This window comes from Pseudomonas sp. PDM02 (genome assembly GCF_014852285.1).
In the GTDB taxonomy this organism is placed as follows: domain Bacteria; phylum Pseudomonadota; class Gammaproteobacteria; order Pseudomonadales; family Pseudomonadaceae; genus Aquipseudomonas; species Aquipseudomonas migulae.
This window is the reverse complement of the sequence record NZ_JACVBL010000009.1, coordinates 41173-64574: the sequence shown is the minus strand read 5'-3', so window position 1 is coordinate 64574 and position 23402 is coordinate 41173. Positions and strand designations below refer to the sequence as shown.

Annotated in this window: 22 protein-coding genes; 12 read left to right on the top strand and 10 right to left on the bottom strand. The window is 60.0% G+C overall.

The window, feature by feature from the left end; all coding sequences use genetic code 11:
* Positions 1-56 precede the first annotated feature (56 nt).
* Positions 57-344, bottom strand: coding sequence for a hypothetical protein (locus IB245_RS17080; RefSeq protein ID WP_008044713.1), 288 nt, complete (start codon positions 342-344; stop codon positions 57-59).
* Positions 345-781: 437 nt separating this feature from the next.
* Between IB245_RS17080 and algB the strand changes: the two genes are divergently transcribed.
* Both algB and IB245_RS17070 read left to right on the top strand, forming a co-directional pair.
* Positions 782-2128: a sigma-54-dependent response regulator transcription factor AlgB gene (gene algB / locus IB245_RS17075; RefSeq protein WP_008044712.1), complete on the top strand. Its 1347-nt coding sequence runs from the start codon at positions 782-784 to the stop codon at positions 2126-2128.
* A 10-nt stretch (positions 2129-2138) separates the two neighbouring features.
* On the top strand, positions 2139-3929 hold the full coding sequence (locus IB245_RS17070; protein WP_192228123.1) for an ATP-binding protein: 1791 nt from the start codon (positions 2139-2141) through the stop codon (positions 3927-3929).
* A 7-nt stretch (positions 3930-3936) separates the two neighbouring features.
* On the opposite strand, the gene IB245_RS17065 is transcribed toward IB245_RS17070, so the two are convergent.
* From IB245_RS17065 to IB245_RS17035, 7 genes are all read right to left on the bottom strand, one after another.
* A complete protein-coding gene (locus IB245_RS17065; protein WP_008044710.1) occupies positions 3937-5550 on the bottom strand; it encodes an EAL domain-containing protein in 1614 nt (537 codons plus the stop codon).
* A gap of 76 nt (positions 5551-5626) precedes the next feature.
* On the bottom strand, positions 5627-6409 hold the full coding sequence (locus IB245_RS17060) for an N-acetylmuramoyl-L-alanine amidase (protein ID WP_192228122.1): 783 nt from the start codon (positions 6407-6409) through the stop codon (positions 5627-5629).
* A 102-nt stretch (positions 6410-6511) separates the two neighbouring features.
* On the bottom strand, positions 6512-8575 hold the full coding sequence (locus IB245_RS17055; protein ID WP_192228121.1) for a GGDEF domain-containing protein: 2064 nt from the start codon (positions 8573-8575) through the stop codon (positions 6512-6514).
* Positions 8572-9450, bottom strand: a complete 879-nt coding sequence (locus IB245_RS17050) for an endonuclease/exonuclease/phosphatase family protein (RefSeq protein ID WP_008027651.1) — start codon at positions 9448-9450, stop codon at positions 8572-8574. Before IB245_RS17050 ends, IB245_RS17055 begins: the two co-directional genes overlap by 4 nt.
* Before the next feature lie 14 nt (positions 9451-9464).
* Positions 9465-10106, bottom strand: coding sequence for a thiol:disulfide interchange protein DsbA (gene dsbA / locus IB245_RS17045; RefSeq protein WP_192228120.1), 642 nt, complete (start codon positions 10104-10106; stop codon positions 9465-9467).
* A 199-nt stretch (positions 10107-10305) separates the two neighbouring features.
* Positions 10306-10935 (bottom strand): c-type cytochrome, encoded by a 630-nt coding sequence (locus tag IB245_RS17040; RefSeq protein ID WP_008044706.1) that lies wholly within the window; start codon positions 10933-10935, stop codon positions 10306-10308.
* A gap of 46 nt (positions 10936-10981) precedes the next feature.
* Positions 10982-11272: a c-type cytochrome gene (locus IB245_RS17035; RefSeq protein ID WP_008027657.1), complete on the bottom strand. Its 291-nt coding sequence runs from the start codon at positions 11270-11272 to the stop codon at positions 10982-10984.
* 191 nt (positions 11273-11463) lie between these two features.
* On the opposite strand from IB245_RS17035, the gene yihA reads away from it, so the two are divergent.
* Positions 11464-12108 (top strand): ribosome biogenesis GTP-binding protein YihA/YsxC, encoded by a 645-nt coding sequence (gene yihA, locus IB245_RS17030; RefSeq protein WP_008044703.1) that lies wholly within the window; start codon positions 11464-11466, stop codon positions 12106-12108.
* 368 nt (positions 12109-12476) lie between these two features.
* Here the strand turns inward: yihA and polA are convergent, their stop codons facing one another.
* Positions 12477-15248, bottom strand: a complete 2772-nt coding sequence (gene polA, locus IB245_RS17025) for a DNA polymerase I (protein ID WP_192228119.1) — start codon at positions 15246-15248, stop codon at positions 12477-12479.
* Between the two features lie 74 nt (positions 15249-15322).
* On the opposite strand from polA, the gene IB245_RS17020 reads away from it, so the two are divergent.
* Both IB245_RS17020 and IB245_RS17015 read left to right on the top strand, forming a co-directional pair.
* Positions 15323-15610: a DUF2782 domain-containing protein gene (locus IB245_RS17020; protein WP_008027663.1), complete on the top strand. Its 288-nt coding sequence runs from the start codon at positions 15323-15325 to the stop codon at positions 15608-15610.
* Positions 15611-15668: 58 nt separating this feature from the next.
* Entirely contained in the window at positions 15669-16619 is a 951-nt protein-coding gene (locus tag IB245_RS17015; RefSeq protein ID WP_192228118.1) for a homoserine kinase, read from the top strand.
* 126 nt (positions 16620-16745) lie between these two features.
* Here IB245_RS17015 and IB245_RS17010 read toward each other — a convergent pair whose 3' ends face one another.
* Entirely contained in the window at positions 16746-17666 is a 921-nt protein-coding gene (locus IB245_RS17010) for a zinc ABC transporter substrate-binding protein ZnuA (RefSeq protein ID WP_008027667.1), read from the bottom strand.
* 66 nt (positions 17667-17732) lie between these two features.
* On the opposite strand from IB245_RS17010, the gene zur reads away from it, so the two are divergent.
* The 7 genes from zur (at position 17733) to IB245_RS16975 (ending at position 23272) form a co-directional block, all read left to right on the top strand.
* Complete coding sequence (gene zur / locus IB245_RS17005; RefSeq protein WP_008027669.1) at positions 17733-18215, top strand: zinc uptake transcriptional repressor Zur; 483 nt, start codon at positions 17733-17735, stop codon at positions 18213-18215.
* Entirely contained in the window at positions 18215-19000 is a 786-nt protein-coding gene (gene znuC, locus IB245_RS17000; RefSeq protein ID WP_008027671.1) for a zinc ABC transporter ATP-binding protein ZnuC, read from the top strand. The genes zur and znuC overlap by 1 nt, the downstream gene beginning before the upstream one ends.
* Positions 18993-19781 carry a zinc ABC transporter permease subunit ZnuB gene (znuB, locus tag IB245_RS16995; RefSeq protein WP_008027673.1) on the top strand — a complete coding sequence of 263 codons (789 nt, stop codon included), beginning with the start codon at positions 18993-18995 and terminating at the stop codon, positions 19779-19781. The genes znuC and znuB overlap by 8 nt, the downstream gene beginning before the upstream one ends.
* A gap of 37 nt (positions 19782-19818) precedes the next feature.
* A complete protein-coding gene (locus IB245_RS16990; RefSeq protein ID WP_192228117.1) occupies positions 19819-20535 on the top strand; it encodes a PA5502 family lipoprotein in 717 nt (238 codons plus the stop codon).
* Between the two features lie 210 nt (positions 20536-20745).
* On the top strand, positions 20746-21753 hold the full coding sequence (locus tag IB245_RS16985) for a methionine ABC transporter ATP-binding protein (protein ID WP_008027677.1): 1008 nt from the start codon (positions 20746-20748) through the stop codon (positions 21751-21753).
* A complete protein-coding gene (locus IB245_RS16980) occupies positions 21753-22427 on the top strand; it encodes a methionine ABC transporter permease (protein ID WP_008027679.1) in 675 nt (224 codons plus the stop codon). The genes IB245_RS16985 and IB245_RS16980 overlap by 1 nt, the downstream gene beginning before the upstream one ends.
* Positions 22428-22501: 74 nt before the next feature.
* Positions 22502-23272, top strand: a complete 771-nt coding sequence (locus IB245_RS16975) for a MetQ/NlpA family ABC transporter substrate-binding protein (protein ID WP_008027681.1) — start codon at positions 22502-22504, stop codon at positions 23270-23272.
* Positions 23273-23402 lie beyond the last annotated feature (130 nt).

Sequence of the window (23402 nt, the reverse complement as noted above, 5' to 3'; positions counted from 1 at the left end):
AGAGAGGCTACTTGTGGTGCGTTTCCCGGCGCCGCGAGCGCGCCAAGTTCGTGTGTCTAGAACACCCAACGCTCCTGACGTGTCAGCTCGTCCGCAGGCTGAGCCTGGTCGACATCCATCATTCGCGTCGGAGCGCTGTCAGCGAAGCTGCTGCTGACGGCGCTGAAGTGGGTTTGGGTCGGATGCTGAATCGACACGCGTGGCGCTTCTTGCTGCTGGCTCTGCTCCCAACGCTGAAACTGCTGGCCGCCGATCAAGGTGATCAAAAGCGCCAGAACAGCAAACAGGCCTTGCTGGATATGCAGTGGCGAGATTCGCAATTGGGCGGCACGTTGGCGATTCATCCTGAAGCTCCTCCCACTCTGTAGTGATCTTGTTATGGGCCTCGTTTCTGAATGCCCTGGTTAATCAGGTTGTTGCAGCCTGCATGCCAGCTTTTAGCGACGATAAATATCAATAAAATCAGCTAGTTATGATTTTCATGAAAATCATGCCGGACGCATCCTGCACGATGGCTCTTCCACAGTCGTGCGTAATGCACGATGGATTTGTAGGAACTTTCATTTTTTTTGAATTGCGGGGAGGGCGTGGATGTCACAAGGAAAGATGGGGAATCACCTGAAAGCCGGCTATCTGATAAAAAAACAACAAAATCAGGTGATTAGCCGTAGGGTGAGGGGCGAGCTACCCTGCTGTAGCCGGAATCGACCAGAATCAACCATGCAACTTGCCCGATTATTCCGGGACTAAACCAAGATCATTCTTTAAGGAGCGTAGGAAAATGGAATCAGCCACTGAGCATCAAGGCCGCATTCTGCTGGTGGACGACGAATCCGCCATCCTGCGAACGTTCCGATACTGCCTCGAAGATGAAGGCTACAGCGTCGCCACCGCCACCAGCGCGGCGCAGGCCGATGCGCTGCTGCAACGCCAGGTGTTCGACCTGTGCTTCCTCGATTTGCGCCTCGGCGAGGACAATGGCCTCGACGTGTTGGCGCAGATGCGCATTCAGGCGCCGTGGATGCGCGTGGTGATCGTCACCGCACATTCGGCTGTGGACACCGCGGTGGATGCCATCCAGGCCGGCGCCGCTGATTATCTGGTCAAGCCGTGCAGCCCCGATCAATTGCGCCTTGCCACCGCCAAGCAACTGGAAGTGCGGCAACTGTCGGCCCGTCTGGAGGCGCTGGAAGGTGAAGTGCGCAAACCCAAGGACGGTCTGGATTCCCACAGCCCGGCGATGAAAGTGGTGCTTGAAACCGCCCGCCAGGTGGCCAGCACGGATGCCAACATCCTGATCCTCGGCGAGTCCGGTACCGGTAAGGGGGAGCTGTCCCAGGCCATTCATGGCTGGAGCAAGCGCGCGAAAAAATCCTGCGTCACCATCAACTGCCCATCGCTGACCGCCGAACTGATGGAAAGCGAGTTGTTCGGTCACAGCCGTGGCGCGTTCACCGGCGCCAGTGAAAGCACGCTCGGGCGAGTGAACCAGGCTGACGGCGGAACGCTGTTTCTCGACGAGATCGGCGATTTTCCCCTGACGTTGCAGCCAAAGTTGCTGCGATTCATCCAGGACAAGGAATATGAGCGCGTCGGCGACCCGGTCACCCGCCGCGCCGATGTGCGCATCCTCGCGGCCACCAACCTCAATCTTGAAGACATGGTCCGCGACGGTCGCTTCCGTGAAGATTTGCTCTATCGCCTGAACGTCATCACCTTGCACCTGCCACCGCTGCGCGAACGGCGGGAAGATATTCTGAACCTGGCTGAGCGTTTTCTGGCCCGGTTCGTCAAGGAATACGCACGTCCCGCGCGGGTTTTCAGTGAAGAAGCCCGTGAAGCGCTGCTCAGCTATCGCTGGCCCGGGAACATCCGCGAGCTGCGCAACGTGGTCGAGCGGGCGAGCATTATTTGTCCACAGGAACGGGTTGAAATCAGCCACTTGGGCATGGCCGAAACCCCCGTCAACAATGCGCCACGCATCGGCGCTGCGCTGAGCCTGGATGAACTGGAAAAGGCCCACATCGGCGCGGTCCTCGCCACCGCCGACACCCTGGATCAGGCCGCCAAGACGCTCGGCATCGACGCTTCGACGCTCTACCGCAAACGCAAGCAGTACAACTTGTGAGCCCTGCGCGATGAAACTGGCGATGAAGTTGCGTACTCGGCTTTTTCTGAGTATTTCCGCCTTGATCACCGTGGCGCTGCTGGGGCTTTTGCTCGGTCTGGTCAGCGTGATGCAGATGGCGGGAACCCAGGAAGCGCTGATTCGCAACAATTTCGTCACCCTGGACCTGGGCCTGAAGATGCGCCAGACCCTGGGCGATCAACTGATCCTCATGCTGGGCGAAAAATCGGATCCAGCGGCGTTTGAAACGTCCAGACTGCATTATCTTCAGTTGGTGGATGAAGGCATCGCCCATGAGCAGAATCAAGAGAGCGGCCAACACGGTTTCAGGCAGGCCAAGGACGATTACCTGCGGTTTCTTCAGGCGCTGGACCAGGCACACGATCCGTCCCATGTACTGAGTGGCAACGAAGACCTCGCCGAAAAACTCAACGTGTTGCGCAACGGGCTGATTACCGAGCAAAAGCGAGCGCTGGATACCATCAATGAAACGCAACGTCAGGCGCGGGAACGAGCGCTGCTGATTGCCGGCCTGCTCGGTCTGGTCGGGTTGGCGGTGCTGATCATCGGTTTCGTCACCGCTCATGCGATCGCACGTCGTTTCGGTGAACCGATCGAGGCGTTGGCCCAGGCCGCCGATAACATCGGCCAAGGCAATTTCGAGGTAACCCTGCCGATTTCCTCGGCAGTGGAAATGAATCTGCTGACCAAGCGTTTCGGGATCATGGCCGAGGCTTTGCGCCAGCATCAGGCCACTAATATCGACGAACTGCTCGCCGGCCAGCAGCGTTTGCAGGCGGTGCTCGACAGCATTGATGACGGGCTGCTGATGATCGACCGCGACGGCCATCTGGAACACCTCAACCCGGTGGCGCAGCGCCAGTTGGGTTGGGACACCGATCGTCTTGGTCAGGGGCTGGGTGCCGCGCTCGAACGCCCCGAGCTGGATCAACAGCTGCAACTGGTGCTGCGTGGCGGCACGTTGGAGCGGGCGCCGGAGGACCTGAGTATCGAGGTCGATGGCGAGTCGCGGTTGCTCACGTACAGCCTGACGCCGGTCAGTCATACCCAGGCCCAGATTCTGGGCGCGGTAATGGTGTTGCATGACGTCACCGAGCAGCGTGCTTTCGAGCGAGTGCGCAGCGAGTTTGTGTTGCGTGCGTCCCATGAGTTGCGAACGCCGGTCACCGGGATGCACATGGCATTCGGCCTGTTTCGGGAGCGCACGCACTTTGCGCAGGACTCGCGAGAAGCGGACCTTCTGGACACCGTCAATGAAGAGATGCAGCGTTTGATGCAACTGATCAACGACTTGCTGAACTTCTCCCGCTACCAGAACGGTCTGCAGAAACTCTCGCTGGCGCCGTGTTCCATCGAGGAGCTGCTTGAGCGGGCCCGGTCGCGGTTCGCTGATACAGCGCAAGAGAAGGGCATCAACCTGCTGGTGGAGGTGCAAGGTCCGTTACCGTGGTTGCAGGCCGATCAACCGCAACTGGACCGTGTGCTCGACAACCTGATCGACAACGCCTTGCGCCATACCGGCCCTGACGGCCAGATACGCTTGCAGGCGCGGCGTCATGGGGAGCGAGTGATCATCAGCGTCGAGGACAATGGCGAGGGCATCGCCTACGGCCAGCAGGGGCGGATCTTCGAGCCTTTTGTGCAGGTCGGGCGCAAGAAGGGTGGCGCGGGGCTCGGCCTGGCGTTGTGCAAGGAAATCGTGCAGTTGCACGGTGGGCGGATGGGGGTTTATTCGCGGCCGGGGCAGGGCACGCAGTTCTACATGGCGTTGGCGGTTTAACGCGCGTTTACGCTTCGTCATCCAGGCGTCGGCCGGCCAGTCGCCGACCCCGGGTAATCAGCTCGATGAACTGTACGGCGCTCAATGCATGGGCGAACAACCAGCCCTGACCGAACTTCACCCCTTCACTGCTCAAGAATGCGGCCTGGGCTTCATGTTCGATGCCTTCGGCAATCACCTTCAAGTGCAGCGACTGGGCCATGTGAATGATATGCGGCGCCACGCCACTGCTGGCGGCGTCATGCCCCAGCGCATCGATGAACGCCTTGTCGATTTTCAGGCAGTCCACCGGCAGGGTTTGCAGATAGGCGAGGCTGCAATAGCCGGTGCCAAAGTCATCGATCAATACCTGATGCCCGACATCGCGCAAGGCCTGCAGGTTTTCCCGGGCCACCACCACGTCAATCAATCCCCGCTCGGTCACCTCAAAGGCAATCTGCTTGGCCGCGACCCGGTGCAAGGTCAGCAGGCGCGCCATCACCTGACCGATTCGCGGCACCATGACATCGCACGCTGCGAGGTTGACCGAGATGTACAGTTGCGGATTGGCCCGCAACAACTGCCCCAATTGCTCCAGCAGGCGTTGCAGGACGAAGTCGGTCATCTGACGGATCTGCCCGGTGTTCTCCGCCATCGGAATGAACAGGTCGGGGCTGGTCAGGGTGCCATCCGGCCGGCGCCAGCGCAGCAAGGCTTCGGCTCCGACGCAGTTGCGGCTGTCGAGGTCGAAGATCGGTTGATACAACACCTGCAACTCACCACGTCGTATCGCACCGGTCAATTCGGCGTCCAGCGATTGCCGCTGACGCACCAGCAGAAACACCATGAAGCCCACCAGTATTCCCAATGCCAGGCTGGCCGGCACCAGCCACCACCAGGCGGTGGGCACATTCACGGCGGTGCGCGGGGTGATCAGCACCAATTGGTATTCGGGGCTTTTGGTCGGCATGAGGTAAATCAAGCGAGTCGGGGTGACTTGCAAGGCTTCGCTGCTCTTCGGTGGCCAAGGCACGGTCGGTGGCCAGGCTTGCGGGGAGCCCAGCACCGGAATCGCGCGGGTGCCGTTGTCGAGTATCACCAAAAGACTGCTGCCCGGCGACAGGTCGACCATGTCGGTCAAATGTCCGCGAGAGGTTGCGACCCGGAAGTTGCCCCGTCCGAGCATGAGTGCGGCGCGGTTTTCATCAGGTTCGGTGGTGGTGTTCAGCCAATAACTGTAAGTGGGGTCTTGAATGTCCGGTGCTCGTGTCAGCGACAGTCCTTCCTGGCTCGGTCGGTTGGAGCAGATCTTCGAGGCATCCATATACGCGGCCTCGTAAACGAAGCGGTAATTGAAGGTGACCTGCTGCAAAGTGGCGATCATGTCTTTGTCGCAGGTTCGCAGCGGTTGGGCCTCCAGATCATCAAGGCCTTCGCGCAGTTGCCCGAACAACTGCTCCAGGCGCGAAAGGAATCGCTCACCTTGCGCGTTCATTTCCAGACTTTCGTTCTGCTCGATCTGATGAATGGCCACGAACAGGCTGAGCGCCAATAGCAACACGCTGCTCAGGGCGGCCGCCAGCATCGCCAAAAACCACGGGCGATAGAACCAGCTACGAAGCGTCTCTCGAGCAGCAGGCATATGGGAATATCCGAAGAATTACCAATGAGTTATAGCTGCTGATTGAGAAAAAGCCCGCACCGTCGGGCGGGCGTCATTATTTTGTCTGATTCAACACCTGGAGAAGTGCAGCTGTCTGCGCATCCGGCATGCCGTCGAAGCGGGCCGGCCGGAAATGCATTTGAAAGGCGCCGATCACGTGACGCGTTGCCACATCCAACTCACCGGTTTGCGGCGTGGCGTAACCGAGGCGGGCCAGCTGCGCCTGAAACCAGCTGACGCTCGGCAATTTCGAGTCGAACTGCACTTGTTGCCGCGCCACGGCCTGCTCGTCTGGCCAAACACCAAGGCCTTCGGCGGCCAGGCGCTTCCAGGGGAAAAGCGGCCCCGGGTCCAGCTTGCGAAACGGCGCGATGTCGCTATGGCCGATAATGCTGTGGGGGCTGATGGCGTGACGTTTGCTGATGTCTTTTAGCAAGACGATCAAGGACTGGACCTGAGCTTCGCTGTAGGGATACCAGTAACGCTCTCCGGTCGGGAGTTCCTTGAATCCTGGGTTGACGATTTCAATGCCGATGGAGCTGGAGTTCAACCAGGTCCGACCCTGCCACTCACTCTCTCCGGCGTGCCATGCCCGTTGGTTTTCGTCCATCAACTTATAGATAGTGGCGTTTTTGTCGTCGCCGATCAGGTAATGGCTGCTGACTTCGCCGTGGGTCAGCAGTTGCAACGAGCGTTCCAGCGATGCCGAGGTGTAATGCACCACCACGAATTGAACGCGGCTGTCGTGATTGGCCGAAGGATGGCTGGTGTCGAACCGAGGTCCGCTGGCACAGCCGGCCAACAGGATCAGCGACACGAAGAGGGTGAGAAATTTCATGGTAGAGGCAGTACGCGCAAGACAGTAATGCAACAGTGTAACGTACTGCCTTGCGCGAGAATGGTCGGCGCGAGCTTTTAAACAAAATGGAACAATTGGCTGTCAGCCCAGTTCCACTCGGTTACGCCCGGCATGTTTTGCGCGATACAGCGCCTGATCGGCTCTTTTAAGCACCAGATCGCTGTGTTCGCCGGGTTTGAACGCTGTCAGTCCCATGGAAATGGTGATGGTCACCGGCTCGCTTTTGAAATGGAATGGGCAGGCTTCGACCGCCGCTCGCAAGCTTTCCAACAGCTTTGCGCCGACGGCCGGCACTGTGCCGGGCATTAACAGGACAAATTCTTCTCCGCCAAAACGCGCGATGAAATCTGTCCCGCGCAGGCGCTTGCGCAGCACCGTGGCGATGATTTTCAGCACTTTGTCGCCCGCCAGATGACCATAGTTATCGTTGATGCGTTTGAAATGGTCGAGGTCGAGCATGGCCAGCAGAAGGGTGTTGCCGTGCTGCTGCCACTGATGGATTTCGTGGTCGAGCCGCTCGCTCCAGGCCGCCCGGTTCGGCAGCCCTGTCAGCGGGTCGATCAAGGCTTTCTGGCGCTGCTCTTCAAGATGTTCGCGATAACCCTGGGCTTCCTGCTCCATGTGCGCCACCCGTTCGGCCAGGCCTTTCAGGCGGGCGGCCACTTCCTGTTCGCGTTCGTCGCGCTGCTTCTGGTGTTGGTCCATGGTGCCCAACAGGCCTTCGAGGTGGTTCTCCAGCACATGCTTGAGGTCGTCCAGGTCGGCGGCTTCCTGCATGCTGCTCTGCAAGCCATCGACTTGTTCGCGGATCTGCGTGTCCATTTGCCGTGCCGCAGATTGGTTGTCGGCATGGCCATCGCTGGCAGCTTGCAAGTTGCTCTGGAACGACTCGAGGCGTTCGTTGAGTTGCTGCAAATAAACTTCGAACTCGTGCTGTCCGCTGTTGTTGATCGCCAGCATCAAAGTTGCCAGATCGTCGAGGATCGGCAGCAGTTCGTACCAGTTCAAACCATTTTGCAGGCGATCACGCATCGCTTCGGCTTGTGGGCGATGACGTTCGGGGAGCGACAGGTCGTCGAGCAGGCCCAGTAGCGTGTCTTCGATGTGCTTGGCCACTGAGCTGTAGGACGGCTCGGGCGAGTCCGGAAGGGCGTAGAGAATATCGTGTTCAGGTTGTTCCGGATCGATGGCGGCCAGCGCCTGGGCCACGGCCGAGGGCAGGGGCAGGCTGTCGAGAAGCACCACCGGGGTGAGTTCGTCGGGATTGCCAGGCGGTTGAGCCTCGACAACCGGTGTCATCGCGGCGGGTGCGGGTTGCTCCAGTTGTTGAACCTGCGGCTGGGCCGGTGTTTCCACCTCGGGCGCTGGCTGAGGCTCAACAACTGGCGGGACAAACGCCACGACGGCAGGCGGCGGGGTGTCTGTCGGCGTCTCGATCACCGGCGGCTCGGGTGCGGCCACGGGCGTGTCAGGCGCGGTTACTGGTGGCTCAGCGGCGACTGGCGCGGATTCGACGGCGACTCGCGGCGTCTCGGCAGGCAAAGCAGCAATGGCCTCTACAGGCGCTGGAGCGGACGCCTGGGCCTGCGGAGCCGCAGCTTCCGGAGTGGCTTCATCCGCTTCACGACTGCCGAACAGTCGTTGCAGCAAGCCCGGACGACCGGGTTCTGTCGGGGTCTCCAGCTGATTCAAGGCTTTGCCTTGCAGGCCGCTCAGTTCGCTGAGCAGCAACGGGATCTCGCGCGCCTGGCTGACGCGTCCGTCCAGGGTTTTGGCAAAGTTCTTGAGTGGCCGGCTCACTTCCCGGGGCAACGGCAACGTTTGCAGTTGCGTTACCAGCGAGGTCAGCGCGGCACTGGTCTGATTGACCCGGGTTTCGCGACGCTGTTCGGAGTCGAGTACGGCTTTTTCCAGTCGTGGAAGCAGCGCCGCCAGGCCCGCATCCATGTCATTGGTGCGGATGACCTCGCGCATTTCTTTCATGCACTGGTCAACAGCGCGGTCAGTGCCCTCGGCCGCCAGCGTACTGCGCACCAACCCCCGACGCAGCAAGTCGAGCCGGGCGTCCCAGCGACGCTCGAGTTTTTCCTGTTGTTCGATGCTTTTGAGGTATTTCTCTTTCCAGCGCTGTGCTTCGTCGCTCATTCAGGGGTTCCGCGAGGGGCAGGACTCAACGCGGGGAATGCATCGGCCGTGAGCGAACCCGGCAGACGAATTTCTACCGCGACCGGCAGGTGATCGGAAATGGGTTGAGCCAGCACTTCGACCTTTTCCAGCGTCAGGGTCGGGCTCAGCAGAATGTGGTCCAGGCAGCGCTGCGGGCGCCAGCTGGGGAAGGTCGCTTCCAGTTGCGGCGCCAGCAGGCCGAGGTCGCGCAACGGGGAGTTTTGCAGCAGATCACTGGCATGAGTGTTCATGTCACCCATCAGCACCTGGTGTTTATAGCCGCCAATCAACTCGCGGATGTAAGCCAGTTGCATGCTGCGGGTGCGTGCGCCCAGCGCCAGATGCATCATGACCACCACCAGCGATTCCGGACCTTCGCCGAAGCGCACCAGGATCGCCCCGCGACCCTTGGGCCCCGGCAGCGGGTGATCTTCAATCGCCCACGGGCGCAGGCGGCTGAGCACGCCATTGCTGTGCTGGCCGAGGCGACCGAGGTTGCGATTGAGTTGTTGATACCAGTAGGGGAAGGCGCCGAGTTGCGCCAGGTGTTCCACTTGATTGACGTAGCCGGATCGCAGGCTGCCGCCATCGGCTTCCTGCAGTGCAACCAGATCGAAGTCGCCCAGCAGATTGCCGATCTTTTGCAGATTGTCGGCACGCCCGGTGTGCGGCAACAGGTGTTGCCAGCCCCGGGTCAGGTAGTGCCGATACCGCTCGGTACTGATACCGACCTGGATATTGAAGCTGAGCAAGCGCAGACGACTGTCTGCGGGCAGGCCCGTCGATTCCAGGTGATGCTCGTTGACCTGCGGATCATGCAGGCCAACGACGCGTTCAGTACCCCAGCGGCGCATGGCAGGTCCCGCGCTTAGTTGGCTGCAGCCTTGTTAGCCGCTCGCTCTTTGTCGACCAGTTTGTCGGCCAGTTGCAGCGCTTGCTCGGCGCCGCCGGCAGAGCCCACGTCAAAGCGATACTTGCCGTTGACGATCATGGTTGGGACACCGGAGATTTCATATTTCTTGGCCAGTTCTTTGGCCTTGACGATTTGGCCTTTAATGGCGAAGGAGTCGAAGGTCGCCAGGAACTTGTCCTTGTCTACGCCTTGAGTCGCCAGGAAGTCGGCCATGTCGTTTTTATCGGTCAGCTTTTTGTGTTCTTTCTGAATCGCGTTGAACACCGCAGCGTGAACCTTGCTCTCGACGCCCATGGCTTCCAGGGTCAGGAACATCTGGCCGTGTGCGTCCCACGGGCCGCCGAACATTGCAGGAATACGCACGAAATTCACGTCGGACGGCAGCTTCTCGACCCAGGGATTGATCACTGGCTCGAACGCGTAGCAATGCGGGCAGCCGTACCAGAACAGCTCCACCACTTCGATCTTGCCAGGCACTGCAACCGGAACCGGATTGCTCAGTTCGACATAAGGGGCGGCGGGGGCTTCGGCGGCTTGGGCAGTCATGCCGAACAGGCTGGCAGCGACGAGTGCGGCGCTGATGATCAGATTACGCATGCTTTACTCCTGGACAATTTGGGTCGCCTCGCGCGACCTGTTTTCAGACAGGTCATGGCGGGCTTGAGTTCTGTAGTGTAACGGCAGCAGGCACAAAAAAGGGTGGCCTGAGCCACCCTTTTTATACTTGCTGCGACGGATTAATAGAGCGTTAACGTTGCAGGAGATGTACATCCCGCGCGGCGCCCGCTTCGCCGTCTTAGTGCAGGCCTTGAATGTAGCTGGACACCGCTGCGATGTCTTCGTCGCTCAGCTTTTTGGCAATGGTCTGCATGGTTTTGGTGTCGCCGTCGTTGTTGCGACCGCCTTCTTCCTTGCGGAAATCGGTCAGTTGCTTGGCGACGTATTGAGCGTGCTGGCCACCCAGGTGCGGGAAACCGGCGGCGGCATTGCCCGCGCCATTTGGCGAGTGGCAACCGGTGCAGGATGGAAGGCCCTTGGCCAGGTCGCCACCACGGAACAGTGCTTCACCGCGAGCCACGACTTTCGGGTCGGCGGCGCCAACGCTGCCTTTCTGACTGGCGAAGTAGGCGGAAATATCAGCCAGGTCCTGATCGCTCAGGTTGGTCAGCAGGCCGGTCATTTCCAGAACGGTGCGCTTGCCCGACTTGATGTCGTGCAATTGCTTGGTCAGGTAGCGTTCACCTTGCCCCGCCAGTTTTGGAAAGTTTGGCGCCATGCTGTTGCCATCCGGGCCGTGGCAGGCGCCACATACGGCGGCTTTGGCCTGACCGGCTTTTGCATCACCCGGTTGTACTGCCTCACCTGCAGCATGGGCCATGCCGGAGATGCCCACGGTCAACAGCAGACTCACGATCAATTTGTTCATCAGCTAATCCAACTACGGCTAAGGGTTAAAGAGTTATGGACCGGGCTCACTCGCTCATCCACTGGATGATGACTTGGTAATCCTCGGCACTGCAGTCCATGCACAAACCACGCGGCGGCATCGCCTTGAAACCCTGGGTCACGTGTTGCACCAGCGTCTCCATACCTTTCGCCAACCTCGGCGTCCAAGCTTCCTGATCGCCCTTTTTGGGCGCCATGGGTAGTTGGCCGGAATGACAGGCACCACAAACACGGTTGTACACAGCTTCCGGATCCTGTGTAGCCTGAGCGCTGTAAAGCGGTATCAAGACACCGGCAGCTAGCAGCCATTTCGTCATAAAACGACCTTTTCAGGGTTGAGAGCGTTCTGCGTTCTAATGCGCAATCAAGGTCAATCGCTCTCGTGAACTTCATCCTACGCTGGGACAAAGCGCACACAAAATCTGCGGCATTATATACTGGCGTCACTGAAACGGAAACGACACCGCTTGCCGCGTCCATTCCCGGCGCCGCCCACATCGGAAATCCCATGCAACTCAAGAACCCCATCCTCGGCCTGTGCCAACAGTCCACCTTCATGCTCAGCGCTGCCAAAGTCGACCAATGTCCCGACGACGAAGGCTTCGAAGTGGCCTTCGCCGGGCGTTCCAACGCCGGTAAATCCAGCGCTTTGAACACCCTGACGCATGCCAGCCTGGCGCGGACCTCGAAAACCCCGGGTCGCACGCAACTCTTGAACTTCTTCAAGCTAGACGATGATCGGCGTCTGGTCGACCTGCCGGGGTACGGTTACGCGAAAGTACCTATCCCGTTGAAGCTGCACTGGCAGCGTCACCTGGAAGCTTATCTGGGTGGTCGCGAGAGTTTGAAAGGTCTGATTTTGATGATGGACATCCGTCATCCAATGACCGACTTCGACCTGCTGATGCTCGATTGGGCCGTGGCCAGCGGCATGCCGATGCACATTCTGCTGACCAAAGCGGACAAATTGACCTACGGCGCAGCGAAGAACGTCCTGCTCAAGGTGCAGTCGGATATCCGCAAAGGCTGGGGCGATGCGATCACCATTCAGCTGTTCTCGGCGCCAAAACGCCTCGGTCTGGAAGAGGCCTACACAGTACTGGCAGGCTGGATGGAGCTGGCGGACAAGGGCGCTGAGCCCGTCGAGCAATAAATCGCAGGCAAAAAAAACCCCGGACTTCTTATGGGGAGGGGGAAGTTCCGGGGTTCAAGTTCCGGACCGCTAGGGCGGGGTCCAGATTATCTGCCAACACTTAACACAACATAGGAGCATCGAAGGGCTTCACCAGCCATTCAGTAACTCTGAGTGGCGCTTCACAGGTTTAGTTCCGGTGTTTCCAAAACCATTTGAAATAAGCTGGCTCGCTATCAGAAATAAGCCCCTTCATCGCGACACTATGCCGCAGCGAAATACCCTGTAGGAGCGAGCCTGCTCGCGATGGTCGTTAACGATAACGCGTTCATCCTGAATGAACGCGTTGCTTGTCAGCTCATCGCGAGCAGGCTCGCTCCTACAGTGGATCAGTGAGCCTCATCCCAGTTATTTCCCACGCCCACCTCGACCAGAAGCGGCACATCCAGCTTCGCAGCGTCGCTCATGTGCACGCGAATTTCCTCACGAACCTGATCGACCAGGTCTTCACGCACCTCAAGCACCAATTCATCGTGCACCTGCAGGATGACTTTGGCGTCGAGGCCTGACGACGTCAGCCAGTTATCCACAGCCACCATGGCTTTCTTGATGATGTCTGCCGCAGTGCCTTGCATCGGTGCGTTGATCGCGGTGCGTTCGGCGCCTTTGCGCAGGGCCGGGTTTTTCGCGTTGATTTCCGGCAGGTACAGACGACGACCGAAGATGGTCTCGACAAAACCTTGCTCGGCCGCCTGGGCGCGGGTGCGCTCCATGTATTCCAGGACGCCTGGGTAGCGGGCGAAATAGCGGTCGATGTACGCCTGGGACTGTTTGCGGTCCACGCCGATCTGCTTGGCCAGGCCAAACGCGCTCATGCCGTAGATCAAACCGAAGTTGATGGCTTTGGCGCTACGACGCTGATCAGTGGTGACCTCTGCCAACTCGACGCCGAAAACCTCGGCGGCCGTGGCTTTGTGCACGTCCAGGTCATTGCGGAAGGCGTGCAGCAAACCTTCGTCCTTGGCCAGGTGAGCCATGATGCGCAGTTCGATTTGCGAGTAGTCGGCGGCCAGCAGCTTGTAGCCTTTAGGCGCCACAAACGCCTGACGGATCCGCCGCCCTTCAGCGGTGCGGATCGGAATGTTCTGCAGGTTCGGATCGCTGGACGACAAGCGGCCAGTCGCCGCGACAGCCTGATGATAAGACGTGTGAATCCGCCCGGTGCGCGGGTTGATTTGCTCCGGCAGGCGGTCGGTGTAGGTGCTTTTCAGTTTGCTCATCGAGCGGTACTGCATCAGCACTTTGGGCAGCGGGTAATCCTGTTCGGCCAGTTCCGCCAGCACCGCTTCGGCAGTGGACGCCTGACCCTTGGCGGTTTTGCTGAGGATCGGCAAGCCGAGTTTTTCGTACAGGATCACGCCCAATTGCTTCGGCGAACCGAGGTTGAATTCCTCACCGGCGATGGCAAATGCCTCACGCTCCAGCGCGACCATCTTCTCGCCCAGCTCCACGCTCTGGATGCCCAGCAGGTTGGCGTCGACCAGCGCGCCCTGACGCTCGATCCGTGCGAGCACCGGCACCAGCGGCATTTCGATGTCGCTCAGGACTTTGCTCAGGCTCGGAATCGCGTTGAGCTTTTCCTGCAGGGTTTGATGCAGGCGCAGCGTTACGTCGGCGTCTTCGGCGGCGTACGGTCCGGCCAGTTCCAGGGAGATCTGGTCAAAGGTCAGCTGCTTGGCGCCTTTGCCGGCGATGTCCTGGAAGCTGGTGGTGGTGTGATTCAGGTACTTGAGCGCCAGGCTGTCCATGTCGTGGCGGGTCGCGGTCGAGTCCAGGACGTAGGATTCGAGCATGGTGTCGAAGGCGATGCCTTGCACGGTGATGCCGCAGCTCTGATCGCCACCGATGGCGCAATTGGCCAGGATGTTCATGTCGAACTTGGCGTGCTGGCCGACCTTGAGTTTGTTCGGGTCTTCCAGGATCGGTTTCAGTGCGCGCAGCACGGTGTCGCGATCCAGCTGATCCGGTACGCCCATGTAGGAATGGGTCAGTGGAATGTAGGCCGCTTCGTTGGCCTGTACGGCGAACGACAGGCCGACCAGTTGCGCCTGCTGCGCATCGATGCCGGTGGTTTCGGTATCGAAGGCGATCAGCTTGGCGTCGTTGAGCTTCTTCAGCCACAGGTCAAAATCGGCCTGGGTGAGGATCGTGGTGTATTTGAGCTCGCTCTCGACGGCGGCTTCCTCAGCCACCGGTGCGGTGACTTCCTGGCCGGAGCGCTTGGCGTCGCGCTGGTTTTCTTCAAACCAGCTTTTGAACTCGAGCAGGGTGTAGAGCTCGGCGAGCTTGTCGTGATCCGGCTTGCCCATTTGCAGGTCATCAAGGCCGATGTCTAGCGGCACGTCGATCTTGATCGTCGCCAACTGATAGGAGAGGAAGGCCATCTCCTTGTGCTCTTCGAGCTTGGCCGGCAGGGTTTTCGCACCGCGAATCGGCAGGGTCGGGACGATGTCGAGCTGTGCATACAGTTCGGTCAGGCCGCCGTTTACGCCTACGAGCAGGCCGGAAGCCGTCTTCGGACCAATGCCTGGAACGCCCGGAATGTTGTCGGAAGAATCGCCCATCAGTGCCAGATAATCGATGATCTGCTCGGGAGCGACGCCGAATTTCTCCTTCACGCCCTCCACGTCCATGCTGCTACCGGTCATGGTGTTGACCAAGGTAATGTGGCCGTCGACCAGTTGCGCCATGTCCTTGTCGCCGGTGGAGATGATCACCGGGCGGTCGGCCGCTGCGCTGCTGCGGGCCAGGGTGCCGATCACGTCATCGGCCTCGACGCCTTCGACGCACAGCAGCGGGAAGCCCAGCGCGATCACGCTTTGGTGCAGCGGCTCGATCTGTACGCGCATGTCGTCGGGCATGCTCGGGCGATTGGCCTTGTATTCGGCGTACATGTCATCGCGAAACGTCCCACCCTTGGCGTCGAACACCACGGCGAACGGACTGTCCGGGTACTGCTTGCGCAGACTCTTGAGCATGTTCAGCACGCCTTTGACCGCTCCAGTCGGCAGACCCTTGGAAGTGGTCAGCGGCGGCAGGGCGTGAAAGGCGCGGTACAGGTAAGAAGAACCGTCCACCAGGACGAGGGGGGCTTGGCTCATGAGCAGGATCAACCTTTTCGGCGGGTCCGGCGCTAGAATAGCGGGACCGTTGACGACAAAGGGACAAGGTTATCATGCGCACACTAAATCGCCTGTTGCTGGCTGGCTTGTTTGCAATTGCACCATTGGCCGTGATGGCGGCGGATGACGCACCTTCGCCAGACCCGGATGTCACGATCCGCACGGAAGGGGATAAAACCATTCAGGAATATCGGCAAAATGGTTTTCTGTATGCCATCAAGGTCACGCCGAAAGGTGGCAAACCTTATTTCCTGGTGCGCGCGGATGGCTCGGAAGGTAACTTCATTCGCTCGGACTACCCGGATATGCTGATCCCGGCGTGGGAAATATTTAAGTGGTAAGTCGTCCTTAATTTTAATCGGTGCCGCCATTTGCGGCGCCCGTACTGGCAGTTAAAACATGTCTGTGTTCACCCCGCTGGCTCGGCCTGAGCTGGAAACCTTTCTCGCCCCTTACGGGCTCGGCCGCCTGCTTGATTTTCAGGGGATTGCTGCCGGTAGCGAAAACACCAACTTCTTTATCAGCCTGGAGCAGGGCGAATTTGTCCTGACCCTGGTCGAGCGCGGTCCGGTTCAGGAGATGCCGTTCTTCATCGAGCTGCTGGACGTGCTGCATGAAGCCGACCTGCCGGTGCCTTACGCCTTGCGCACTACCGATGGCGTCGCCCTGCGCGAACTGGCCGGCAAGCCTGCGCTGCTGCAACCGCGTCTGGCGGGCAAGCACATCAAGGAAGCCAACGCGCAACATTGCGCTCAGGTGGGCGAGTTGCTCGGCCATCTGCACCTGGCGACCCAGGCCAACATGATCAAGCGCAAAACCGATCGCGGCCTGGACTGGATGCTGGAAGAGGGCACGCAACTGCTGTCGCACCTGAATGCCGAGCAGAGTGATCTGCTGCAACGGGCGCTGGATGAAATCACACAGCAAAAAGAGAAAATTCTGGCGTTGCCACGGGCCAACATCCACGCAGACCTGTTCCGCGATAACGCGATGTTCGAAGGCACGCACCTGACCGGGTTGATCGACTTCTACAACGCGTGCTCGGGGCCGATGCTCTACGACGTAGCGATTGCCTTGAATGACTGGTGTTCGGATGACGACGGTCTGATTGACGGACCGCGGGCGCGGGCGTTGCTGGGGGCGTATGCAGCGTTGCGACCGTTCACTGCTGCCGAGGCGGAGTTGTGGCCGACCATGCTGCGCGTGGCGTGTGTGCGGTTCTGGCTGTCGCGATTGATTGCCGCGGAGTCTTTCGCCGGGCAGGACGTGTTGATTCACGATCCGATGGAGTTTCAGTTGCGGTTGGCGCAGCGGCAGAAGGTCAACACCCCGCTACCTTTCGCCCTCTAAAAGCTTCGCGGGCAAGTCGGATCGCCGCACCGCTCGCTCCTACAAGTTGGCGTCGTACACAAAATTGTAGGAGCGAGCGGTGCGGCGATCCGACTTGCCCGCGAATGGGGCGCCGCAATTCTGGAATTACAACGACTCCAGACACCCCGCCAAATCATTCCCCAACTTCTCCAGCACCTGCTCATACCCCTGAGCAGTCGCCGGCGTGTACCCACCCAAAGCATCCAGCTCCGCCAGTTTCACCGGCAAACCCGCCACCAGTGTTTCCGCCAGTCGCGGCCGCAACGGCGGCTCGCTGAACACACAGGTCTTGCCCACTTCCTGCAACCGCGTGCGCATTGCCGACACGTGCTGGGCGCCCGGCTGGACTTCGGCGGCGACGCTGAATACCCCAGCGTGCTTCAGGCCGTAAGCCTCTTCGAAGTAGTCGAACGCTTCATGGAACACAAAGTACGGTTTGCCCGCGATGCCCGCCAGTCGTGCCTTCAAGCGCAGGTCCAGCGCGTCGAGACGTTCATCGAACGCCTTCAGATTGCTCTGATAGCGCGCTGCGTTGGCCGGATCGGCAGCGCTCAAATCAGCGGCCATTTTCGTCGCGATCACGCGAGCGTTGATCGGCGATAACCACAAATGCGCATCCAGGCTGCCCGGACGGTGATCGTGATCATGCTCGTCGGCTTCTTCAGCGTGGGAGTGACTGTCTTCGGCGAAACGACGCAATTTCAACCCCGGCAGATCCTGCACGGCAACGCTCGGCAGCGTACGACCGTTCAGCACGCGAGGCAGGAAACCTTCCATGTCCGGTCCGATCCAGTAAACCAGGTCCACCGATTGCACCTTCCGTACATCGGACGGGCGCAACGCATAGTTATGCGGCGAAGCCCCCGGTGGCAGCAGCACTTCCGGAATCGCCACACCGTCCTGCACCGCAGCGGCAATCAGCTGCAGCGGCTTGATGCTGGTGAGGACTTTGACTTCGGCCTGAGCAGAACCGATCAACAGAAAACTGGCGACAAATGCGACAAAGATAGAAAAAAGTCGGGACACGATGACCACTCAAAGAGGCGAGAACGGGTAACATAATAACGTCTCTCACAAAACTCGTCGCCGCTCATGCCTAAAACACCGATTGCCAGCCGTCCCCACGACCACTCTCATTGCGTGCATAGCGCACTGTCTGAGGCCGATGCCCTGTGCGCTCGGCAAGGCTTGCGCCTGACTGCCTTGCGCCGGCGGGTGCTGGAACTGGTGTGGCAAAGCCATAAACCGCTGGGTGCCTACGACATTCTTGCGGTACTCAGCGAGCAGGACGGCCGCCGCGCTGCGCCGCCGACCGTGTACCGCGCGCTGGATTTCCTGCTGGAAAACGGCCTGGTGCACCGCATCTCCTCGCTGAACGCCTTCGTCGGCTGCAATCACCCGGAACACGCGCACCAGGGCCAGTTCCTGATCTGCCGCGAATGCCATGCCGCCATCGAGCTTGAACAAAAATCTATCAGCGACGCGATTATCACCAGCGCCAAGGATGTCGGGTTCGTTGTCGAAGGTCAGACGGTCGAAGTGGTCGGCCTCTGCTCGGGTTGCCAGGGGGCTTGATGAGCAACGCGTTGATCCGCCTCGAGCAGGTTGCCGTCACGTTTGCCGGGCAAAGCGTGCTGGATAACATTGAGCTGAGCGTCGAGCCGGGGCAGATCGTCACCCTGATCGGCCCCAATGGCGCCGGCAAGACCACCCTTGTGCGGGCGGTGCTCGGTCTGTTGAAACCGGACAGCGGCAGCGTGTGGCGCAAGCCGAAACTGCGCGTTGGCTACATGCCGCAAAAACTTCACGTCGATCCGACGCTGCCGCTGTCGGTGCTGCGCTTTCTGCGTCTGGTGCCCGGCGTGGACCGTGCTCGTGCCTTGGCGGCCCTCAAGGAGGTCGGCGCCGAACAGGTGATCGACAGCCCGGTGCAAAGTGTTTCCGGCGGTGAAATGCAGCGCGTGCTGCTGGCTCGGGCGCTATTGCGCGAGCCGGAATTGCTGGTGCTCGACGAGCCGGTACAGGGCGTCGACGTGGCGGGGCAGGCCGAGCTGTACAGCCTGATCACCCGACTGCGTGATCGTCACGGCTGCGGCGTGTTGATGGTTTCCCACGATTTGCATCTGGTCATGAGCACCACCGATCAAGTGGTCTGCCTCAACCGTCACGTCTGCTGTTCCGGCCATCCCGAGCAAGTCAGCGGCGATCCCGCTTTCGTCGAGCTGTTCGGAAAGAACGCACAAAGCCTGGCGATTTATCACCACCATCACGACCACGCCCATGATCTGCATGGTTCGGTCGTCAGCGCGGCCCCGTCGGCCCAACCTCACGTTCACGGAGATAGCTGCAAGCATGGCTGATTTTCTGCTCTACGCCCTGCTTGCAGGTCTGGCTCTGGCGCTGGTGGCGGGCCCGTTGGGTTCGTTCGTGGTCTGGCGGCGCATGGCCTATTTCGGCGACACCCTGTCCCACGCCGCCTTGCTCGGCGTGGCGTTGGGCTTCCTGCTGGATGTCAGTCCGACGGTGGCAGTCACCGTCGGCTGTTTGCTGTTGGCCGTGTTGCTGGTGACGTTGCAACAGCGTCAGCCGCTGGCGTCCGACACGCTTTTGGGAATTCTCGCACCGAGCACGCTCTCTTTGGGCCTTGTCGTACTAAGCTTCATGCACGAAGTGCGGATCGACCTGATGGCCTATCTGTTCGGCGATTTGCTGGCGATCAGCCCGACCGATCTGGCCTGGATTCTCGGTGGCAGCGCCGCTGTCATGGCCTTGCTGGTGACATTGTGGCGGCCATTGCTGGCGATCACGGTGCATGAAGAGCTGGCGAGGGTGGAAGGTCTGCCCGTGCCGGCGCTGCGCCTGACCCTGATGTTGCTGATCGCGGTGGTGATCGCGGTGGCGATGAAAATCGTCGGTGTGTTGCTGATTACGTCGCTGTTGATCATCCCTGCGGCTGCGGCACAACGTCACGCCAAGTCGCCGGAACAGATGGCGCTGGGCGCGAGCCTGCTGGGCATGCTCGCCGTGTGTGGCGGGTTGGCGTTGTCCTGGTTCAAGGACACCCCGGCGGGCCCATCGATTGTTGTGACGGCCGCCGCACTGTTTCTGCTGAGTTTTGTCCTGCCCCGTCGAGGGGTGTAGACTTGCTCGTTTTTTGCGCAAATAGAGAGTCGCAGGAATGAAGCCGTTCGCCTCCCGTTATCTGCTCCTTGTCGCATTTTCGCTGCTACTGGGTGCATGCCAAAGCACGCCACCGGCGGCCACCGAGGCCACTGATGCGCGGGCCACGGCCATCGCACAGCTCGAGCAAAACCTCGCCAGCAGCGAACTGGCCACTGCCGAAGATCAATTGGCTGCCTTGCAGGCTGAGTCGCCAAACGACCCGTCCCTTGTGCAATACCAACGGCAACTTGCCGAAGCCTATCTGCAACGCAGCCAGATCGTGCTGCAAAAAGGCGATGTGAATGCTGCGGCGACCGCACTGAGCCGTGCGCGGGCGTTGATGCCCAAGGCGCCGGCGTTGACCGGTGGGGTCAACAACGCCATCGTCAACGCACGCAAGGCAGAGCTCGACAAAGCTGAAGCGGCGCTGTTGGCTGCCGAGGCAAAACCTCAGGCAAAAGTGATTGATCCGACCGCTGAAAGCACCACCGTCGCGTTGAACCTCACCGATATGAGCAAACTTCGCCGGCAACTGGATGCGATCGCGGCTGATGTGGTGAATTACCAATGTGACGTGAGCATTCAGGCGCCACGCACGCAGGACTACCCGTGGCTGGCGACGTTATTGACCAAGCGGGTAAAGAAGCTGGATTCGGGGTTTGACCTGAATCTGGAGAAGCAGATCCTGCGCAATGTTCCGGCGCAGATGGTCTTGAGTCCGCGTAAACCCTAAAAAGCATCGCGAGCAGGCTCGCTCCCACAGAGTTGCTGTCCCTGTGGGAGCGAGACCGGCTTGCCGGCGAAGGCGTCCGCCACGCGTTCGTTATTGCCAAATGAAAGGTTGAATGCGGAATAAATGCTAATAACCTCTATACGGACAGGCTAAAATGCGCGCCCGGCTAACCGCTGATCCTTATTCAACGCGCCCCACAAGGTTCGCTACGTGATCGAGTTTCAAAACGTCCACAAAACCTACCGCGTCGCCGGTAAGGATATTCCCGCCCTGCACCCGACCAGTCTGTCGATTGAGAACGGCCAGGTTTTCGGCCTGATCGGTCATTCCGGTGCGGGAAAAAGTACCCTGCTGCGTCTGATCAATCGCCTGGAGAACTCCAGTGGCGGCAAGATCATCGTCGACGGCGAAGAAGTCACCGCGCTCGACGCCAGCGGCTTGCGGCGCTTCCGTCAGCAGGTCGGGATGATTTTCCAGCACTTCAACTTGCTGGCTTCCAAGACCGTGGCCGACAACGTCGCACTGCCGCTGACCCTCGCCGGTGAACTGTCGCGTGGCGAGATCGACCAGCGTGTCGCCGAGTTGCTGGCGCGGGTAGGTTTGTCCGACCACGCCAAAAAGTACCCGGCGCAGTTGTCGGGCGGCCAGAAGCAGCGTGTCGGCATTGCCCGCGCACTGGCGACCAAACCGAAAATCCTGCTGTGCGATGAAGCCACCAGTGCACTGGACCCGCAGACCACGGCGTCGGTCCTGCAACTGCTGGCCGAGATCAACCGCGAACTGAAACTGACCATTGTCCTGATCACCCACGAGATGGATGTGATCCGTCGCGTGTGCGACCAGGTGGCCGTGATGGACGCTGGCGTGATCGTCGAGCAAGGTTCGGTCGCTGAGGTGTTCCTGCACCCGAAACACCCGACCACTAAACGCTTCGTGCAAGAAGACGAGCAGATTGACGAAAGCGAACAGCGCGACGACTTTGCTCACGTGCCGGGCCGTATCGTGCGTCTGACCTTCCAGGGCGAAGCGACCTACGCGCCGTTGCTGGGAACCGTCGCTCGGGAAACGGGCGTGGACTACAGCATTCTGGCCGGCCGTATCGATCGCATCAAAGACATCCCCTATGGGCAACTGACCCTGGCGGTCACCGGCGGCGACATGGAGGCGGCGTTTGCCCGCTTCACCGCGGCTGACGTTCATATGGAGGTGCTTCGTTAATGGAAGCTCTGACAACGTTTTTCGCCAACATCGATTGGTTCGAAATCTGGCTGGCCACCGGCGACACCCTGCTGATGCTCGGCGGTTCGCTGCTGTTCACCGTTTTGCTGGGCCTGCCGCTGGGCGTGCTGTTGTTTCTCTGCAGCCCGCGTCAGTTGCTGGAAGCCAAAGGCGTATACGCGATGTTGTCGCTGGTGGTGAACATCCTGCGTTCATTGCCCTTCATCATTTTGCTGATTGTGATGATCCCGTTCACCGTGTTGATCACCGGCACTTCTCTGGGTGTCGCCGGTGCGATTCCGCCGCTGGTGGTCGGTGCCACGCCGTTCTTCGCGCGTCTGGTGGAAACCGCCTTGCGTGAAGTGGATCGCGGCATCATCGAAGCGACCCAGGCCATGGGCGCGACGACACGTCAGATCATCACCAATGCCTTGCTGCCGGAAGCCCGCCCGGGCATCTTCGCGGCGATTACGGTGACAGCTATTACACTGGTGTCCTACACGGCGATGGCCGGTGTGGTTGGCGCCGGTGGTCTGGGTGACCTGGCGATCCGTTTCGGATACCAGCGTTTCCAGACTGACGTGATGGTCGTCACGGTGGTGTTGCTGCTGGTGTTGGTTCAAGTGCTGCAAACGGTTGGCGACAAGTTGGTCGTACACTTCTCGCGCAAATAATTTATGAGCAGGCCCTTCGCTGGCGGGCGCCGCAAACAGGCGCCGCAAGCGGATATTCACAAGGAGTTAGCTGAATGAAAAAACTACTCGTCGCGTTCGCTGCCGTTGCAGCCTTTTCTGCCCACGCCGACACCCTGACCGTTGCGGCCACCCCGGTCCCGCACGCAGAAATCCTCGAATTCGTGAAACCGGCCCTGGCCAAAGAAGGCGTGGACCTGAAGGTCAAAGTCTTCACTGATTACATTCAGCCGAACGTGCAAGTGGCGGAAAAGCGTCTGGACGCCAACTTCTTCCAGCACCAGCCATACCTCGATGAGTTCAACAAGGCTAAGGGTACCAACCTGGTTTCCGTAGCCGGTGTGCACCTGGAACCGCTGGGCGCATATTCCAGCAAGTACAAGGCACTGACCGAACTGCCGGGCGGCGCCACCGTGGTGATCCCGAACGACGCCACCAACGGCGGCCGCGCCTTGCTGCTGCTGGCCAAGGCTGGCCTGATCAAGTTGAAGGATTCGAACAACATCCTGTCGACCGTCAAGGACATCACCGAGAACGCCAAGGACCTGAAATTCCGCGAGCTGGAAGCCGCAACCATCCCGCGCGTGCTGACCCAGGTCGACCTGGCGCTGATCAACACCAACTACGCGCTGGAAGCCAAGCTCGATCCGGCCAAGGATGCTCTGGTCATTGAAGGCAGCGACTCGCCGTACGTGAACATCCTCGTTGCCCGCCCGGACGACAAGGACAGCGAAGACATGAAGAAACTGGTTGCCGCGCTGCACAGCCCGGAAGTGAAAGCCTTCATTCTCGAGAAGTACAAAGGCGCTGTGGTGCCGGCGTTCTGATCTGACGCTGTAACGAAAAATGGGGCGCATTGAATGCGCCCCATTTTTTTTGCCCGAAACACACGCCCCCTGTAGGAGCCAGGCTTGCCGGCGAAGGCGTCCGAGAGATCGCCTTCGCCGGCAAGCCTGG

Coding starts and splice junctions, on each gene's coding strand:
- IB245_RS17080 (WP_008044713.1), bottom strand. CDS start 344: ATGAATCGCCAACGTGCCGCCCAATTGCGAATCTCGCCACTGCATATC.
- algB (WP_008044712.1), top strand. CDS start 782: ATGGAATCAGCCACTGAGCATCAAGGCCGCATTCTGCTGGTGGACGAC.
- IB245_RS17070 (WP_192228123.1), top strand. CDS start 2,139: ATGAAACTGGCGATGAAGTTGCGTACTCGGCTTTTTCTGAGTATTTCC.
- IB245_RS17065 (WP_008044710.1), bottom strand. CDS start 5,550: ATGCCTGCTGCTCGAGAGACGCTTCGTAGCTGGTTCTATCGCCCGTGG.
- IB245_RS17060 (WP_192228122.1), bottom strand. CDS start 6,409: ATGAAATTTCTCACCCTCTTCGTGTCGCTGATCCTGTTGGCCGGCTGT.
- IB245_RS17055 (WP_192228121.1), bottom strand. CDS start 8,575: ATGAGCGACGAAGCACAGCGCTGGAAAGAGAAATACCTCAAAAGCATC.
- IB245_RS17050 (WP_008027651.1), bottom strand. CDS start 9,450: ATGCGCCGCTGGGGTACTGAACGCGTCGTTGGCCTGCATGATCCGCAG.
- dsbA (WP_192228120.1), bottom strand. CDS start 10,106: ATGCGTAATCTGATCATCAGCGCCGCACTCGTCGCTGCCAGCCTGTTC.
- IB245_RS17040 (WP_008044706.1), bottom strand. CDS start 10,935: ATGAACAAATTGATCGTGAGTCTGCTGTTGACCGTGGGCATCTCCGGC.
- IB245_RS17035 (WP_008027657.1), bottom strand. CDS start 11,272: ATGACGAAATGGCTGCTAGCTGCCGGTGTCTTGATACCGCTTTACAGC.
- yihA (WP_008044703.1), top strand. CDS start 11,464: ATGCAACTCAAGAACCCCATCCTCGGCCTGTGCCAACAGTCCACCTTC.
- polA (WP_192228119.1), bottom strand. CDS start 15,248: ATGAGCCAAGCCCCCCTCGTCCTGGTGGACGGTTCTTCTTACCTGTAC.
- IB245_RS17020 (WP_008027663.1), top strand. CDS start 15,323: ATGCGCACACTAAATCGCCTGTTGCTGGCTGGCTTGTTTGCAATTGCA.
- IB245_RS17015 (WP_192228118.1), top strand. CDS start 15,669: ATGTCTGTGTTCACCCCGCTGGCTCGGCCTGAGCTGGAAACCTTTCTC.
- zur (WP_008027669.1), top strand. CDS start 17,733: ATGCCTAAAACACCGATTGCCAGCCGTCCCCACGACCACTCTCATTGC.
- znuC (WP_008027671.1), top strand. CDS start 18,215: ATGAGCAACGCGTTGATCCGCCTCGAGCAGGTTGCCGTCACGTTTGCC.
- znuB (WP_008027673.1), top strand. CDS start 18,993: ATGGCTGATTTTCTGCTCTACGCCCTGCTTGCAGGTCTGGCTCTGGCG.
- IB245_RS16990 (WP_192228117.1), top strand. CDS start 19,819: ATGAAGCCGTTCGCCTCCCGTTATCTGCTCCTTGTCGCATTTTCGCTG.
- IB245_RS16980 (WP_008027679.1), top strand. CDS start 21,753: ATGGAAGCTCTGACAACGTTTTTCGCCAACATCGATTGGTTCGAAATC.
- IB245_RS16975 (WP_008027681.1), top strand. CDS start 22,502: ATGAAAAAACTACTCGTCGCGTTCGCTGCCGTTGCAGCCTTTTCTGCC.